This is a genomic window from Nocardiopsis sinuspersici (assembly GCF_001998325.1).
GTDB classification, from domain to species: Bacteria; Actinomycetota; Actinomycetes; order Streptosporangiales; family Streptosporangiaceae; genus Nocardiopsis; species Nocardiopsis sinuspersici.
The window spans coordinates 3,416,817-3,430,506 of record NZ_MCOK01000001.1 but is presented as its reverse complement, the minus strand read 5'-3'; the positions used below and the strand labels follow the sequence as shown (position 1 = coordinate 3,430,506).

Below are 13,690 nucleotides of genomic sequence, written 5' to 3'. Positions count from 1 at the left end.
GGCGGCGGGACGGAGGATGGCGCGGCGGGAGGAGGTGTCCGTCCTCCCGCCGCGCACCGCGGCCCCGGTGGCTCGGCGGCTCGGCGCGGCCGGGTCCGGCGGTCTCTCAGCCGGTGGTCGGGGTGAAGCGCAGCGGCAGCTCCCGCAGCCCCCGGGTGAAGGCGCCGGCCTCCTCCAGGGTCGCGCCCTCGGCCAGGCGGACGTCGGGCATGGCGTCCAACAGGTGGTCGGTCGCCACCCGGACCTCGGCCTCGGCCAGGAGGGCGCCCACGCAGAAGTGCCGCCCCAGGGCGAAGGCCAGGTGCTCGGCCGCGGCGGTGAACGAGGTGGCCTCCCGCAGCTCGGGGCGCAGGACGTCGAAGGTGTCGGGGTCGGTGAAGTGGTCGCCGTCGCGGTTGGCGGAGCCGATCAGGCAGATGAGGGTCGCGCCGGCGGGCACGGTCCCGCCGCCCAGTTCCACGTCGTGCCGGGGCTGGCGCATGATCATCTGCACGGGCGGGGTGTGGCGCAGGGTCTCGGCGAACGCGCGCGGGATCAGGCTCCGGTCCTCCCGGACCCGGGCCAGCTGCTCGGGGTGGGAAACCAGGTTCGCGAACATGCTCGCCACGGCCTTGTCGGTGGTCTCCCCGCCCGCGGCCAGCAGCAGGCTGCAGAAGGCCTTCACGTCCTCGTCGCTCATCCGGGTGCCCTCGACCTCGGCGGTGCACAGGGTGGACAGCAGGTCCTCGCCGGGGTTCTCCCTGCGCTCGCGGATCACCGGCAGCAGGTGGGCGGCGAGCTCCTCGCGTGTGCGCAGCCCCTCCTCCGCGACCTCGGAGTCCTGGGAGAGGTTGCCCAGGAAGGCGATGATCGACGTGTACCACCGGTGGAACCGGTCGTGGTCGGACCTGTCCAGGCCGAGCATGTCCACGATGACGTTGATCGGGAACCGCGTGGCGAACTGCGAGACCAGGTCCACCTCGCCCGCGTGGCGGAAGGCGTCGACCAGCTCACGGCTGTTGCGCTCGATGACGGGCAGGAATCGCTCCCGCAGTTCCGTGCCGCGAAAGGCCGGGGCGACCAGGGCCCGCCGCACCGCGTGCTCGCGCCCGTCCATCTGCAGGATGGTGCGCCCGTGGACCGGCTCCAGTTGCCAGTCGTAGTTGCGGGTGGTGAAGACCGGGTCCTTGAAGGCCCGTCTGACGTCCTCGTAGCGGGAGACGACATAGCTCTGTGTGGCCTCGTGCCAGAAGAGGGGAGCGTGTTCGCGCATGAGGCGGTAGGCGGGATATGGATCTGCGAGGAACTCCTGGGAAAGGATGTCCGGGACCTCGGGAGCCACGGTCATGTCCGTCTCCTTCGCCGGTGGGGGGAGGCGCGCGTCTCCACAGTAGGTTTCACCCCCGAGCGGGTCCAGGGAAAAGGGTCCTTTCCTGTCTTTTGGTGCCGAAGGGAATAATGACCGGAATTCCTTTTATGGGAGATATGTCAGTTGACGGATCAGGCTCCGGCGGTCCGCTCCGACTCCTCCCGGGCCTCGCGGGCGATCCGGTCGAACTGGGCTCCCATGGCCTCGGCCAGGGCGTTCGCGGCGGACAGGGGGCGGACCATGACGACGAGGTCGTCGATGAGGCCGTCGTCGTCGGTGTGCAGGAGGTCGCAGCCGTTGATCCGCCTGTCCCCGACCCTCGCCTCGAACACGAGGACGTGGTCGCGCCCGTCGGCGCCGGCGATCTCACGCACGTAGCGGAAGTCCTCGAAGACGCGGGAGACGCCGCGCACGATCGCCGCCGTGATCGGCCTCCCCTCGTAGGGCTGGAAGGCGACGGGGCTGGTGAAGACGACGTCGTCGGCGAGCAGGGCGTGGACGGCGTCGTGGTCGTCCGCCTCGACGGCGGCGCGGAAGGGATGGGTCACGGCACTCTCCATGATCAATTCGTTGATTAGGTGTGTTGGAGAGTAACAACGGCCGACCGCGGGTGTCCAGGGCAACAACGAGTTGTCTAGGTGCGTCGTTGCCTAGTGGCGGTTATGCTGCCGGCATGGCACTGCGCAACGCCGTGATGGCCGCCCTTCTGGACGGCCCGGCCTCCGGATACGACCTGGCGAAGAACTTCGACGCCTCCGTGGCCAACTTCTGGGCGGCCACCCCCCAACAGCTCTACCGCGAACTCGACCGCATGGAGGCCGACGGGCTGGTCGAGGCCACCGTCGTCGAACAGGAGCGGCGTCCCAACAAGCGGGTCTTCTCGCTCACCGACGAGGGACGCCGCGTCCTGCGCGAGTTCATCGCCGAACCGCCCCGCCCGGCCGCCGTACGCGACGAGCTCCTCGTCCAGTTGCAGGCCGCCGACGCCGGGGACCCCGAGGCGGTACGGGCCTCCGTCGCCGAGAGGATCGAGTGGGCGCGCGGCAAGCTGGCCCGTTACGAACGCCTGCGGGAGCGCCTGCTCGACGGCCGCACCGAGGAGGAGCACCTGGCCCGCGCCGAGCGGATCGGCCCCTACCTCACCCTCATGGGCGGCCTGGCGCTCGAACGCGAGAACGTGCGCTGGGGCGAGCGGGTCCTGGACGCCCTGGACCGCCGCGCCGCCGTCCGCCGGGCCTGAGCGCTCCCGCCCGCCCGGAGACGACGGCGCCCGGCCCGCTCGGAGCCCGGCCCCCCGTCCCCGTCCCCCGGCAGGCGCCACGCCGCCGTTCACGCGAAGGCGTCCTCCCCGGTCAACTCGGCGGAGAACGCCCACAGGCGCTCGGCCTGGACGGGGTCGACCGCGTGGTCGCGCACGCCGGCCCGGTCGGGGTCGGTCCCGGCGGGCACGGCGACGTCGCAGTCCTCGCAGTACACACCGCCCACCCCGTCCAGCTCCGGGGAGGCGGCCGCCCACACCTGGGTGGCCGCGCCCTGCTCCGGCGTCTTGAACGCCGGGTCGGCCAACGCGCCGTTCTCGTCGATCCAGCCCCGGTCGACCATCTCCTCCCGCGTCATGTGCCGCTGCAACGGGGTGAGGATCGCCCCCGGGTGCAGGGAGAACGCCCGCACGCCGAAGGCCGCGCCGAGCCGGTCCAGGTGCACCGCCAGCAGCGCGTTGGCGGTCTTGGACTGCCCGTAGGCCAGCCACCGGTCGTAGCCCCGGTCGAACCACGGGTCCTCCCACCGGATCGGCGAGGCCTGGTGCCCGGCGGAGGACACCGACACCACCCGCGCCCCGCCGTCGGCCAGGGCGGGCCACAGCCGGTTGACCAGGGTGAAGTGCCCCAGGTGGTTGGTGGCGAACTGGTACTCCCAGCCGGGCCCGGCCGTGGCCCGCGGACAGGCCATCACCCCGGCGCCGTTGACGAGGACGTCGATCGCGCGCCCCGTCTTCAGGAAGCGGGCGGCGAACCCGCGCACGTCGTCCTGGTCTGACAGGTCCAGCCCGTCGACCTCCACCCCCTCGATGCCCTCCAGGGCCTCGGCGGCCGCCTCGGGGCGTCGCGCGGGGACGACGACCCGGGCGCCCGCCCCCGCGAGGGCCCGGGTGGTCTCCAGTCCGATCCCCGAGTACCCGCCGGTGACGACCGCCAGGCGCCCGGTCAGGTCGACGCCCTCCAGGACCTCGCGCGCGGTGCTGCGCCCGCCGAAGCCCGAACCGATTCTTTGCTGTGGTGTGCCCATGCCCGGAACCCTAGGAACTGGAGCGCGCTCCAGGTCAAGCTCTCGGCCGGTTCCGGACCGGGCTCCGGGCCGGGCGGCGCACACGGAGGGGGAACGGCCGGCACGTCGGCGCCCCGGGCCCGTGCCCTCCCGGGCCTCCTCCGGCCGACCCGCCGGTGCACCCACCGCCTTCGCGGCCGTGTCACCGCCACACCGCGGGGGCGTTCCGAAAGCCCGGCCACCACTGGGATAGCGTGATCGCGACCACCCCCTCAGCACCGAGGAGCGAGCGCGCGATGAACGTGGAACACAGGGACGTCGAGGTCAACGGAATCCGCCTGCACATCGCGGAGCAGGGCAGCGGACCACTCGTGCTGCTCCTGCACGGCTTCCCCGAGAGCTGGTACTCCTGGCGCCACCAGTTCGCCCCGCTGGCCGAGGCGGGGTACCGCGTGGTCGCCCCCGACCAGCGCGGCTACGCCCGCAGCGAGCGGCCCGAGGAGGTGGACGCCTACACGCTGCCGCACCTGGTCGGCGACGTCGTCGGCCTCATCAGGGCCCTGGGCGAGGAGAGCGCGGTCCTGGTCGGCCACGACTGGGGTGCGCCCGTGGCCTGGAGCACCGCCATGATGCGCCCCGACCTGGTCCGCGGCGTGGTGGGCCTGAGCGTCCCGCCGTTCCCGCCCGCCATGATGCCCGCGCCCTCGGTCACCCGCAGGGTCTACGGCGAGGGCTTCTACCAGGTCTACTTCCAGGAACCCGGTGTCGCCGACGCCGAACTGGCCGCCGACCCCGCCTCGTTCCTGCGCCGGGTCCTGGTCGGCGCCTCGGGGGACAACCCGTACGCGGACGAGCCGCAGCTGTGGATCGTCCCCGAGGGCTCCACCCTGCTGGACTCCCTGCCCGAGCCGGACGAACTGCCCTCCTGGCTCACCGAGGAGGACGTGCAGGCCTTCGCCCGCGACCACGCCCTGCACGGCGCCCGGGCCTACACCGGACCGCTGAACTGGTACCGCAACATCGAGCGCAACCAGGGGCTCATGTCGCCCTTCCAGGGACGCGGCATCGACGTCCCCGCCCTGTACATGGTCGGGGACATGGACATGGTCACCGTCATGCGCGGGATCCCCGAACTGCGCGAGGCCCTGCCGGCGATCGCGCCGAAGCTGCACGACAGCGTCACCCTGCCCGGCTGCGGCCACTGGACACAGCAGGAGCGTCCCGCGGAGGTCAACGCCGCCCTGGTGGACTTCCTCGCCCACCTCGGTACGCGGAGCTGAGCGGTCCCTATCCGGTACCGGTCCCTACCCGGTGACCCGGGCCGCGGGGGCCGGGGCGCGGTCCGGGCCGGGACCGCCGGCGTAGACCCCCGCCAGGGCGGACAGCACCTCGGAGCAGCCCGCGGCGACGGTGAGCGCGGCGACGTCGTCGGCCCGGGTGCCGCCCCGGTTGAGGACCACCACCGGCATGCCCCGCTCGACCGCGCGCTTGACGTAGCGCCGCCCCGAGAAGACGGTCAGCGACGAGCCCGCCACGAGCAGGGCCGACGCCCCGTCCACCAGGTCGTAGCCCTCCATGACGCGCGCCTTGGGCACGTTCTCGCCGAAGTAGACGATGTCCGGCTTGAGCACGCCGCCGCACGACTCGCAGTCGGCCACCCGGAACCCCTCGGTGGCGGCCAGGGCCGCGTCGGCGTCGGGGGCGACCTCCACGTCGGGGACCCCGTCGGCGAAGCCGGGGTTGAGCGCGCCGAGCCGCTCGGCCAGCGCGTCGCGGGCGGTCACCTCCGAGCAGGACATGCAGACGACGCGGTCGTAGCGGCCGTGCAGGTCGATCACCCGCCTGCTGCCCGCCTTCTCGTGCAGGGTGTCCACGTTCTGGGTGATGACCCCCGCCAGGGCGCCGGAGGACTCCAGCGCGGCCAGCGCGCGGTGGCCGTCGTTGGGCAGGGTCCGGTGCACGTGGCGCCAGCCCACGTGGTTGCGGGCCCAGTAGTGGCGGCGGAACGCGGCGTCGCCGACGAACTGCTGGTAGGTCATCGGCTTGCGCGGCGGCGAGTCCGGGCCGCGGTAGTCGGGGATACCCGAGTCGGTGGACAGGCCCGCCCCGGTCAGCGCGACCACGGGCCCCTCGCCGAGGGCCTCGCGCATCCGGGACGCCAGGACCTGCGGGTCGTCGGCGTCGAGCGTGTTCCTCACGCCTTCGAGGGTACGCGGCGGTCCGGATGCGCGAGGCCTCCCCGGCGGGTCAGGCGCTTCTCTCCAACTTCTCCACGGCGCGCTCCAGGACGGCCTCGAAGTCCTCCGCCATCCGCTCGTCCGCCTCGGCGGCGACCTCGGCGCGATGGGAGTCGTAGCAGTCGGGGCGGCTGTCGTCCCTGCACGCCTCGACCAGTTCCATCGGCGACAGGTCCGAAGAACCGCCCAGGTCGAGCGCCATCAGGACGAAGTACATGTCCTCGACCTGGCCCCACGCGGTTCTCGCCACCATCTCCATGCCCTCACCGGACAGGGTCATGACGAACATGCCTCCTCCCTCGGGTAGGGCGGACGAGTTCGCGGAGGAGAGTGTGCCCTCGAACTCGGTTCCCTCGTTGGCGACGGTCATCCTGGAACAGGAGTCCAACATCTGCTCGAACCCGGCTTCGTCGGCCGACACGTCACCGAAGTCTCCCGAAACAAGGACGTAGCTGTAGACGACGGCGGACCCCGAGGAGGAACCGGGCCGGGTCGCGGTCTGGCCCGCACCCTCGACGGCTTCCTCCGGTAGTTGTTCGGGGCCTCCGCCCAGGGCGGCCCCGCACTCGGCCGGCTCCACGTTGCCGAGGTCGCCCGTGGCCGAGGCCCCGTCGAAATCCTCGATGTCGATCTCCTCGACGGTGAACCCGTCGGGGTAGGCCTCCGGGGGCAGCAGCAGGGCGTCCAGACGTTCGCTGCCGCGTAGTTCGAGCTGTGGGTCGCAGGCGGTGGTCAGGACCAGGGCCGCGAGGAGGGGCAGGGCGCCGTAGCGGTACAGGGGAGCCATGGGAGAGCCTCGTCGTCGTGTCGTTGCTGTGCCGACACGTTCCGACTCCGCCGGAACACGCGCGGTTCCCGTCCTCTCCGTCCGGATCCGGCCGCCTGGCAGGCCTCGTGGCCGTGGGAGGGGCCTCCCGGGAGCGGGCACCCGCTGGATGAGCGCGCGCCCGAGGCCCCGCAGCTGTGGAAGGGGCTCTCCGGGGACCGGCGCCCGCCGGTCACCGCTCGGACGAGGACTGGCGGCGGGCGCCCCCGTACCAGGGGCGCCCGCCGTTCGCGGGCCGCGGGGCCAGCAGGCCGACCGGTTCAGCCGAGGCAGACGAGCAGGTCGCCGCCCTCGACCTTCTGCACCGGGTCGACCGCCACCCGCGTGACCCGTCCCGCCACGGGAGTGGTGATCGAGGCCTCCATCTTCATCGCCTCGATGGTGGCCACCGTCGCTCCGGCCTCCACCTCGTCGCCCTCGGCGACCGCCAGGGTGACCGCGCCCGCGAAGGGCGCGGCGACCTGCCCGGGGTCGTTCTTGTCCGCCTTCTCCGCGGTACGCACGTGCGAGGCCAGCGCGCGGTCGCGGATCTGCAACGGGCGCAACTGGTCGTTGAGCGTGGCCATGACCGTGCGGACCCCGCGCTCGTCGGCCTCGCTCACCGCCTCCAACTGGATGAGCAGCCGCACACCCGGGGACAGGTCCACCGAGTACTCCTCGCCCTCGCGCAGACCGTAGAAGAAGTCCGTGCTGGACAGCACGCTGGTGTCGCCGTAGGCGGACCGGTGCTCCTCGAAGTCCCGCGTCGGGCCGGGGAAGAGCAGCCGGTTGAGGGTGGCGCGCCGGTCCTCGGCCAGTCCGGCGCGGTCCTCCTCGCTCAGCTCCTCCGTGTCCCGTGCCGGGGGCCGTCCCTCCAGCGCCCGAGTGCGGAAGGGCTCGGGCCACCCGCCCGGGGGGACGCCCAGTTCACCGCGGAGGAAGCCCACCACCGAGTCCGGGACGTCGAAGCGCCCCGGGTCGGCCTCGAAGTCGGCCGGGGACACCCCCGCGCCCACCAGGTGCAGCGCCAGGTCGCCCACCACCTTGGAGGAGGGGGTGACCTTCACCAGGCGGCCGAGCATCCGGTCGGCGGCGGCGTACATCGCCTCCACCTCCTCGAAGTGCTCGCCCAGCCCCAGCGCGACCGCCTGCGTGCGCAGGTTGGAGAGCTGCCCGCCCGGGATCTCGTGGTGGTACACCCGCCCCGTGGGCGAGGACAGCCCCGCCTCGAAGGGGGCGTAGACCCGGCGCACCGACTCCCAGTAGGGCTCCAGCTCGTTGACCGCGTCCAGGCTCAGGCCGGTGGAGCGCTCGGTGTGGTCGAAGGCCGCCACGACCGCCGACAGCGACGGCTGGGAGGTGGTGCCCGCCATCGAGGCCACCGCGCCGTCCACCGCGTCGGCCCCGGCGCCCGCCGCCGCGAGGTAGGTGGCCAGTTGGCCGCCCGTGGTGTCGTGGGTGTGGATGTGCACCGGCAGGTCGAACTCGCGGCGCAGCGCCGTGACCAGCCGCTCGGCGGCCGGGGCGCGCAGCAGTCCGGCCATGTCCTTGATCGCGAGCACGTGCGCGCCCGCGTCCACGATCCTCTCGGCCAGCTTCAGGTAGTAGTCGAGGGTGTAGAGCTTCTCGCCGGGGTCGGACAGGTCCGAGGTGTAGCACAGCGCCACCTCGGCCACCGAGGTCCCCGTCTCACGCACGGCCTCGATCGCCGGACGCATCTGCTCGACGTCGTTGAGCGCGTCGAAGATCCGGAAGACGTCCACGCCCGTGTCCGCGGCCTCCTGCACGAACGCGCTGGTCACCTCGGCGGGGTAGGGGGTGTAGCCCACCGTGTTGCGCCCGCGCAGCAGCATCTGCAGGCAGATGTTGGGCACGGCCTCGCGCAGCGCGGCCAGCCGCTCCCAGGGGTCCTCGGCCAGGAAGCGCAGCGCCACGTCGTAGGTGGCGCCGCCCCAGCACTCCAGCGACAGCAGCTCGGGCAGGGTGTGGGCCACGGCGGGCGCCACGGCCAGCAGGTCGCGGGTGCGCACCCGGGTGGCCAGCAGCGACTGGTGGGCGTCGCGGAAGGTGGTGTCGGTGATCCCCAGGCCCGGGGACTCGCGCAGCCACCGCGCGAACCCCTCCGGTCCCAGCTCGGCCAGGCGCTGGCGCGAGCCCGGGGGCGGCGATCCGGCCTCGGGCAGCGGCGGCAGCTTCGTGGCCGGGTCCACCAGTTGCGGGCGCTCCCCGTGCGGCTTGTTCACCGTCACGTCCGCCAGGTAGGTCAGCAGGCGGGTGCCGCGGTCGGCGGAGGGGCGCGCGGTCAGCAGCTGTGGGCGCTCCTCGATGAAGGAGGTGGTGACCCGGCCCGCCTGGAAGTCGGGGTCCTCCAGCACCGCCTGGAGGAAGGGGATGTTGGTGGCGATGCTGCGGATACGGAACTCGGCCACGGCCCGCCGGGCCCGGCTGACCGCCGTGGCCAGGTCGCGGCCCCGGCAGGTCAGCTTGACCAGCAGGGAGTCGAAGTGCGGGCTGATCTCGGTGCCCGCCGCGGAGGTGCCGCCGTCCAGGCGGATGCCCGAGCCGCCCGGGGACCGGTAGGCGCTGATGGTGCCGGTGTCGGGCCGGAAGTCGTTGGCGGGGTCCTCGGTGGTGATGCGGCACTGTAGCGCCGCGCCGCGCACGTAGACGCCCTCCTGGGAGATCCCGAGGTCGGGCAGGGTCTCGCCGGAGGCGATGCGCAGCTGCGACTGCACCAGGTCCACGTCGGTGATCTCCTCGGTCACCGTGTGCTCGACCTGGATGCGCGGGTTCATCTCGATGAAGACGTGGCTGCCGTCCGCGCCGACCAGGAACTCGACCGTGCCCGCGTTGCGGTAGCCGATCCTGCGGGCGAAGCGCACGGCGTCGTCACAGATGCGCTCGCGCAGGTCCGGGTCGAGATTGGGCGCGGGGGCGAGCTCGATCACCTTCTGGTGGCGCCGCTGCACCGAGCAGTCGCGCTCGTAGAGGTGGACGACGCCGCCCTCGCCGTCGGCGAGGATCTGCACCTCGATGTGGCGGGGGTCGACCACGGCCCGCTCCAGGAACACGGTGGCGTCGCCGAAGGCGGTGGCGGCCTCGCGCATGGCGGCCTCGATCGACTCGCGCAGCTGCTCCGGCCCCCGGACGCGGCGCATGCCCCGGCCGCCGCCACCGGCGACGGCCTTGACGAACAGCGGGAAGCCGATCCCCTCCGCGGCGGCCACCAGGGCCTCCACGTCGTCGGAGGGCTCGCTGGACTCCAGGACGGGCACGCCCGCCTCACGGGCGGCGGCCACGGCGCTGGCCTTGTTGCCGGTCAGCTCCAGCACCTCGACCGGCGGGCCCACGAAGGTGATCCCGGCGCGGTCGCAGGCGCGGGCCAGCTCGGGGTTCTCCGACAGGAAGCCGTAGCCGGGGTAGACGGCGTCGGCCCCCGCCTCGCGGGCGGCGCGGATGATCTCGTCCACGGACAGGTAGGCGCGTACCGGATGGCCGGGTTCGCCGATCTGGTAGGCCTCGTCGGCCTTGAGCCGGTGCAGCGAGCCGCGGTCCTCGTGGGGGAAGACAGCGACGGTGCGGGCGCCCAGTTCGTACCCGGCGCGCATTGCGCGGATGGCGATCTCGCCCCGGTTGGCCACGAGCACTTTGTGGAACACGGAGGTCTCCTCCTGGTCGGTCACGCGTCATGCCGGGGAGTCCGGCGCCGTTGCCGGGGCCCACGGTCGGGCGGGTCAGGGGCACGATAACCAGAAGGCGGTTCGGGAAAACCACCCGGGTGCGCCCTTCGCGCAGGTGGCGGCGCTCCACCGCTGGTCACGTCATACACATCCTGCCGGACTCGACGGCCCCGGGCGTGCACGGGTGCGCCTGGTCACACGGATGCGGACGCGGCCTTCGCACGCCTGCTCCGGCAGACGGACCGATCCGCCGGGGACGCGGGTCCTGGTCACCCCCGGTGGGATTCCTCCGTCCGGGCGGCTCCGTGGCCGTCCGTGCTCGGAGGTCGCGCCGGATAGGTGACGGTGCGGTCGTCGTGCACCACGGCCCCCGAGGTGAGTCGGGCGGCGTCGACGCGGTGAGCAGCCATGATGTGGAACACCTCGTCGCCGTGGGCGAGCAGGTGGTCGGCGATGAGGCGCCGGTGGCATCGCCACCACACCGCCTCCGAGCACATCACGGCGGCGCGGTGGTCTTCGCCCGCCTCACGTAGCCGGGCGAGCCCCGACCCGAACTCGGCTGAGAGCCCGTGGTCGGCGTAGTTGTGAAAACCGCGGTTGCGCCAGAACCCGTTGACCTCGGGAGAGGTGTTCCCGGCGACCGGGCGCCGCCCGCCGAGTTCAGCGATACGTGAGTACCGTACGCCGACGTTCCGTAGGGCCCGGGCGAGGACGTCCTCGTCGAACTGCGGGTTGCGGCGGGAGCCGGGGAGCTTTCGCACATCGACCACCACCTCCACGGCGGCCTCGTGCAGCAAGGCGGCGAACTCTCCGAACGTGCGGTCGGAGTGGCCGATGGTGAAGAACGGCGGCGCCATCGCGGTCAGCCGTCGCCGGACGCCCGGGTCAGGGACCCGTCCTTGTGTACTGCCACGTGGTCGGTCCTGTCGCTCTCGATCTCGTACTGCGGCTCGTCCTCGGAGGCGCGACGCGTACGGCCCCTGAACGTGAAGTCGCGGGTGTGGACCCTGGAGACCGTGCCGGATACGCGTCCGGCCTCGGAGTTCCAGCTCACGTGGTCGCCGACGTCGAAACGGCGTGTCATCGCCTACCTCCTCCGGCCGTGGCGCAACGGCGCCTGGGGGACGGGTCCTCGGCTGCCTCGGACATCCTCAGGGTATGCGGGCAGAGCCCTCGGCGCCCGCCGGGAGACACGGCGTGTGCTCCGTCCGGGTGCCGGAGGCGGCCCTTGCGCACCCGGACGCCGTCCGCGGGTCCCCGGCGCCACCCCGGTGACGCCTCCGGCCCGTCCGTCAGCCGGACCGCGCGAGCGTGTCCGGGGACAGTGCCAGTGCGCTGGGGAGGGCGTCGAAGGCCCGCCCGACCTCGGTGATCAGTGTCTCGGTGTCGTCCGAGCCGCCCCGGTGCTCGCGTGTGCGCATCCAGTTCTTGGTGCCGTAGCGCACCGAGGCCAGGGCCATCTCGCCGATGAGCCGCAGCCGTACGTCCTCGCGGCCGTCGATTCCGAGTTCGTCCTCCAGCATCCCGACCAACCGCTCATGGAGGTCCTGTGTGGTGCCCGCGTGGTGCACGCGCAGGGCCGGGGTGCGGGCCGCCAGCCTCCGGGTGGCCAGGTAGCGCTCGGCCCAGTCCTCGGACAGGCCCCGGACCGCGTGCGCGTAGCAGTCGCGCAGCCGGGGCAGCACCGGCCCGCTGATCCGCAGTCGTGCCACCTCGGCGGCGTAGGCCTCCCACAGCTCGCCCTCGGCGGCCATGGCGACCTCCTCCTTGGAGGAGTAGTAGCGGAAGAAGGTGCGCACCGACACCTCGACCGTGTTCACCAGGTCCTCCAGCGTGGTCTCGTCGAATCCCCGTTCGAGGAACATCCGCAGGGCGGTGTCGGCGAGCACGCGTCGTGTACGCAGCTTCTTGCGCTCGCGCAGGGGGAGGGCGGGCTCCTCGTTTCCCAGGGGCTCGACGGTCATCGGGCCAGCATAGCGGCGGCGCGTTCGGGGACCGGGAAACCCGTTGCCCACTGACGCCGGTGATGGCATAGTGCCTATGAGTGTATTTTGCCAGTGACTGGCAGATTGGCCGGGCATCCGGCCACCCCCTTCTCCGAGAGCGAGCACATGAACGACGAGAGCACCGCCCCCGTCCCGCGGGGCCAGCGCGTCGAGGCGCTGGGAGACCAGCTCGTCAAGGTCCACGACATGCTGCGGGCAGAGCTGGCCTCGCTGCGCCGGGACCTCGCGGCGGGGAGGGGCGCCTCCGGCGACGGGGTGCCCTTCGAACAGCAGCTCCGCAAGAAGTGCCTGTCCTTCTGCGGGTTCCTGCACGGCCACCACACCGCGGAGGACGAGCGCCTGCTGCCCGGACTGGCCGAGAGCCATCCCGGGCTCGCGCCCGTCCTTGAGCGCCTGACCAGGGAGCACTCGGTCATCAGCAGGTCGCTGGACCGGATCCAGGAACTCGTGGAGAGCGGCGACCCCGTCCGTGTCCGCGACGACGTCGAGCGCTTCGCCGCCGAGGTGGAGGCGCACCTGGACTACGAGGAGCGCCAGATCGTGGAGGCCCTGAACTCCTACGGCCCCGTCGTCATCTGAGAGGTGCCGCCGGAGGGCCCGGACCGGGAAGCCGTAGTCTGACTGTCCAGGATGTCGGAGTAGTGGTCACTTCGGGGCTGTGAGGGCTCCGGGGGCCGAGGACGGAGCGGGGGACCGGGTTCCTTGGTGGCTGGGGAGGACGCGCGGATCCTCGCGCTCGAACGGCACGTCCGGGAGTTCTGGCACGGGCACGAGGTGGAGGACGTCACCTGGGAACAGGCGCTCGTCCTCGACCGGGTTCCGGACTTCACCACCTACCGGGTGGCGCCCAGGAGCGCCGGCGAGGCCTGGGTGTACGTGACGGCGGGTTCGTCCGTCCACGAGGCCGGGGGCGGCACGGAGTTCTTCGTCATGTCACCGGTCGCGGCGCAGGTCCACGCAAAGACCCTGGCCATGGTGAGCCACCTGCACTCCTTCGAGGAGTACCGGCTCGGCGTGGGCTCCGTGATCGACGTCGGCGGCCCGTGGATGGACGGCTCGCGCATGGACCACCTCCTGGTGTGCCTGCCCTACTCCTACGGCCCCGCGCTCGAACGGGCGCCGGAGGAGGCCGGGAGAGCGCGGTTCCTGTGGCTGCTGCCGATCCACCGGAGCGAGGCGGCCCTCATCGGAACCGAGTCGCTCGACGCCTTCGAGGAGATCCTGGAGGCGGAGGGCGTCAACGTCCTGGACCTGGACCGGGCCCCTCTCGTGTGAGGCGGGCCGCCGTCCTTCCCGGCCGGGGCGACCGCCGACCCCGGAAACGGCGAGGACCCGCCACCCTCTCGGGC

Annotated in this window: 13 protein-coding genes; 4 read left to right on the top strand and 9 right to left on the bottom strand. The window is 72.6% G+C overall.

Annotated elements, in window-relative coordinates; genetic code table 11:
• Positions 1-106: 106 nt before the first annotated feature.
• Entirely contained in the window at positions 107-1,327 is a 1,221-nt protein-coding gene (locus NOSIN_RS14810; protein ID WP_077691303.1) for a cytochrome P450, read from the bottom strand.
• 152 nt (positions 1,328-1,479) lie between these two features.
• Positions 1,480-1,908 (bottom strand): nuclear transport factor 2 family protein, encoded by a 429-nt coding sequence (locus NOSIN_RS14805; protein WP_077691302.1) that lies wholly within the window; start codon positions 1,906-1,908, stop codon positions 1,480-1,482.
• Between the two features lie 113 nt (positions 1,909-2,021).
• On the opposite strand from NOSIN_RS14805, the gene NOSIN_RS14800 reads away from it, so the two are divergent.
• A complete protein-coding gene (locus tag NOSIN_RS14800) occupies positions 2,022-2,588 on the top strand; it encodes a PadR family transcriptional regulator (protein ID WP_077691301.1) in 567 nt (188 codons plus the stop codon).
• An 89-nt stretch (positions 2,589-2,677) separates the two neighbouring features.
• Here the strand turns inward: NOSIN_RS14800 and NOSIN_RS14795 are convergent, their stop codons facing one another.
• Positions 2,678-3,634: an SDR family NAD(P)-dependent oxidoreductase gene (locus NOSIN_RS14795; protein ID WP_077691300.1), complete on the bottom strand. Its 957-nt coding sequence runs from the start codon at positions 3,632-3,634 to the stop codon at positions 2,678-2,680.
• 275 nt (positions 3,635-3,909) lie between these two features.
• On the opposite strand from NOSIN_RS14795, the gene NOSIN_RS14790 reads away from it, so the two are divergent.
• Positions 3,910-4,893, top strand: a complete 984-nt coding sequence (locus NOSIN_RS14790; RefSeq protein ID WP_077691299.1) for an alpha/beta fold hydrolase — start codon at positions 3,910-3,912, stop codon at positions 4,891-4,893.
• Between the two features lie 24 nt (positions 4,894-4,917).
• Here the strand turns inward: NOSIN_RS14790 and NOSIN_RS14785 are convergent, their stop codons facing one another.
• The 6 genes from NOSIN_RS14785 to NOSIN_RS14755 all read right to left on the bottom strand — a co-directional run bounded on the left by NOSIN_RS14785 (position 4,918) and on the right by NOSIN_RS14755 (position 12,299).
• On the bottom strand, positions 4,918-5,811 hold the full coding sequence (locus NOSIN_RS14785; RefSeq protein ID WP_143832938.1) for an NAD-dependent protein deacetylase: 894 nt from the start codon (positions 5,809-5,811) through the stop codon (positions 4,918-4,920).
• A gap of 49 nt (positions 5,812-5,860) precedes the next feature.
• Positions 5,861-6,637 carry a hypothetical protein gene (locus tag NOSIN_RS14780; RefSeq protein WP_077691298.1) on the bottom strand — a complete coding sequence of 259 codons (777 nt, stop codon included), beginning with the start codon at positions 6,635-6,637 and terminating at the stop codon, positions 5,861-5,863.
• Positions 6,638-6,936: 299 nt separating this feature from the next.
• Positions 6,937-10,314 (bottom strand): pyruvate carboxylase, encoded by a 3,378-nt coding sequence (locus tag NOSIN_RS14770; protein ID WP_077693602.1) that lies wholly within the window; start codon positions 10,312-10,314, stop codon positions 6,937-6,939.
• Positions 10,315-10,604: 290 nt separating this feature from the next.
• Entirely contained in the window at positions 10,605-11,192 is a 588-nt protein-coding gene (locus NOSIN_RS14765; protein WP_077691296.1) for a DUF488 domain-containing protein, read from the bottom strand.
• A 5-nt stretch (positions 11,193-11,197) separates the two neighbouring features.
• On the bottom strand, positions 11,198-11,419 hold the full coding sequence (locus NOSIN_RS14760; RefSeq protein ID WP_077691295.1) for a hypervirulence associated TUDOR domain-containing protein: 222 nt from the start codon (positions 11,417-11,419) through the stop codon (positions 11,198-11,200).
• Between the two features lie 208 nt (positions 11,420-11,627).
• On the bottom strand, positions 11,628-12,299 hold the full coding sequence (locus NOSIN_RS14755; protein WP_077691294.1) for a TetR/AcrR family transcriptional regulator: 672 nt from the start codon (positions 12,297-12,299) through the stop codon (positions 11,628-11,630).
• Positions 12,300-12,392: 93 nt separating this feature from the next.
• Here NOSIN_RS14755 and NOSIN_RS14750 point away from each other — a divergent pair, with 93 nt between their 5' ends.
• Both NOSIN_RS14750 and NOSIN_RS14745 read left to right on the top strand, forming a co-directional pair.
• The gene (locus tag NOSIN_RS14750) at positions 12,393-12,920 is read left to right on the top strand and encodes a hemerythrin domain-containing protein (RefSeq protein WP_236743372.1); all 528 of its coding nucleotides are present in this window, start codon (positions 12,393-12,395) and stop codon (positions 12,918-12,920) included.
• A gap of 126 nt (positions 12,921-13,046) precedes the next feature.
• A complete protein-coding gene (locus tag NOSIN_RS14745; protein WP_236743371.1) occupies positions 13,047-13,616 on the top strand; it encodes a suppressor of fused domain protein in 570 nt (189 codons plus the stop codon).
• The last annotated feature ends 74 nt before the right edge of the window (positions 13,617-13,690 follow it).

Excerpts from the sequence above, each read along its gene's own strand:
- NOSIN_RS14810 (WP_077691303.1), bottom strand. The coding sequence starts at position 1,327 with ATGACCGTGGCTCCCGAGGTCCCGGACATCCTTTCCCAGGAGTTCCTC.
- NOSIN_RS14805 (WP_077691302.1), bottom strand. The coding sequence starts at position 1,908 with ATGGAGAGTGCCGTGACCCATCCCTTCCGCGCCGCCGTCGAGGCGGAC.
- NOSIN_RS14800 (WP_077691301.1), top strand. The coding sequence starts at position 2,022 with ATGGCACTGCGCAACGCCGTGATGGCCGCCCTTCTGGACGGCCCGGCC.
- NOSIN_RS14795 (WP_077691300.1), bottom strand. The coding sequence starts at position 3,634 with ATGGGCACACCACAGCAAAGAATCGGTTCGGGCTTCGGCGGGCGCAGC.
- NOSIN_RS14790 (WP_077691299.1), top strand. The coding sequence starts at position 3,910 with ATGAACGTGGAACACAGGGACGTCGAGGTCAACGGAATCCGCCTGCAC.
- NOSIN_RS14780 (WP_077691298.1), bottom strand. The coding sequence starts at position 6,637 with ATGGCTCCCCTGTACCGCTACGGCGCCCTGCCCCTCCTCGCGGCCCTG.
- NOSIN_RS14765 (WP_077691296.1), bottom strand. The coding sequence starts at position 11,192 with ATGGCGCCGCCGTTCTTCACCATCGGCCACTCCGACCGCACGTTCGGA.
- NOSIN_RS14760 (WP_077691295.1), bottom strand. The coding sequence starts at position 11,419 with ATGACACGCCGTTTCGACGTCGGCGACCACGTGAGCTGGAACTCCGAG.
- NOSIN_RS14755 (WP_077691294.1), bottom strand. The coding sequence starts at position 12,299 with ATGACCGTCGAGCCCCTGGGAAACGAGGAGCCCGCCCTCCCCCTGCGC.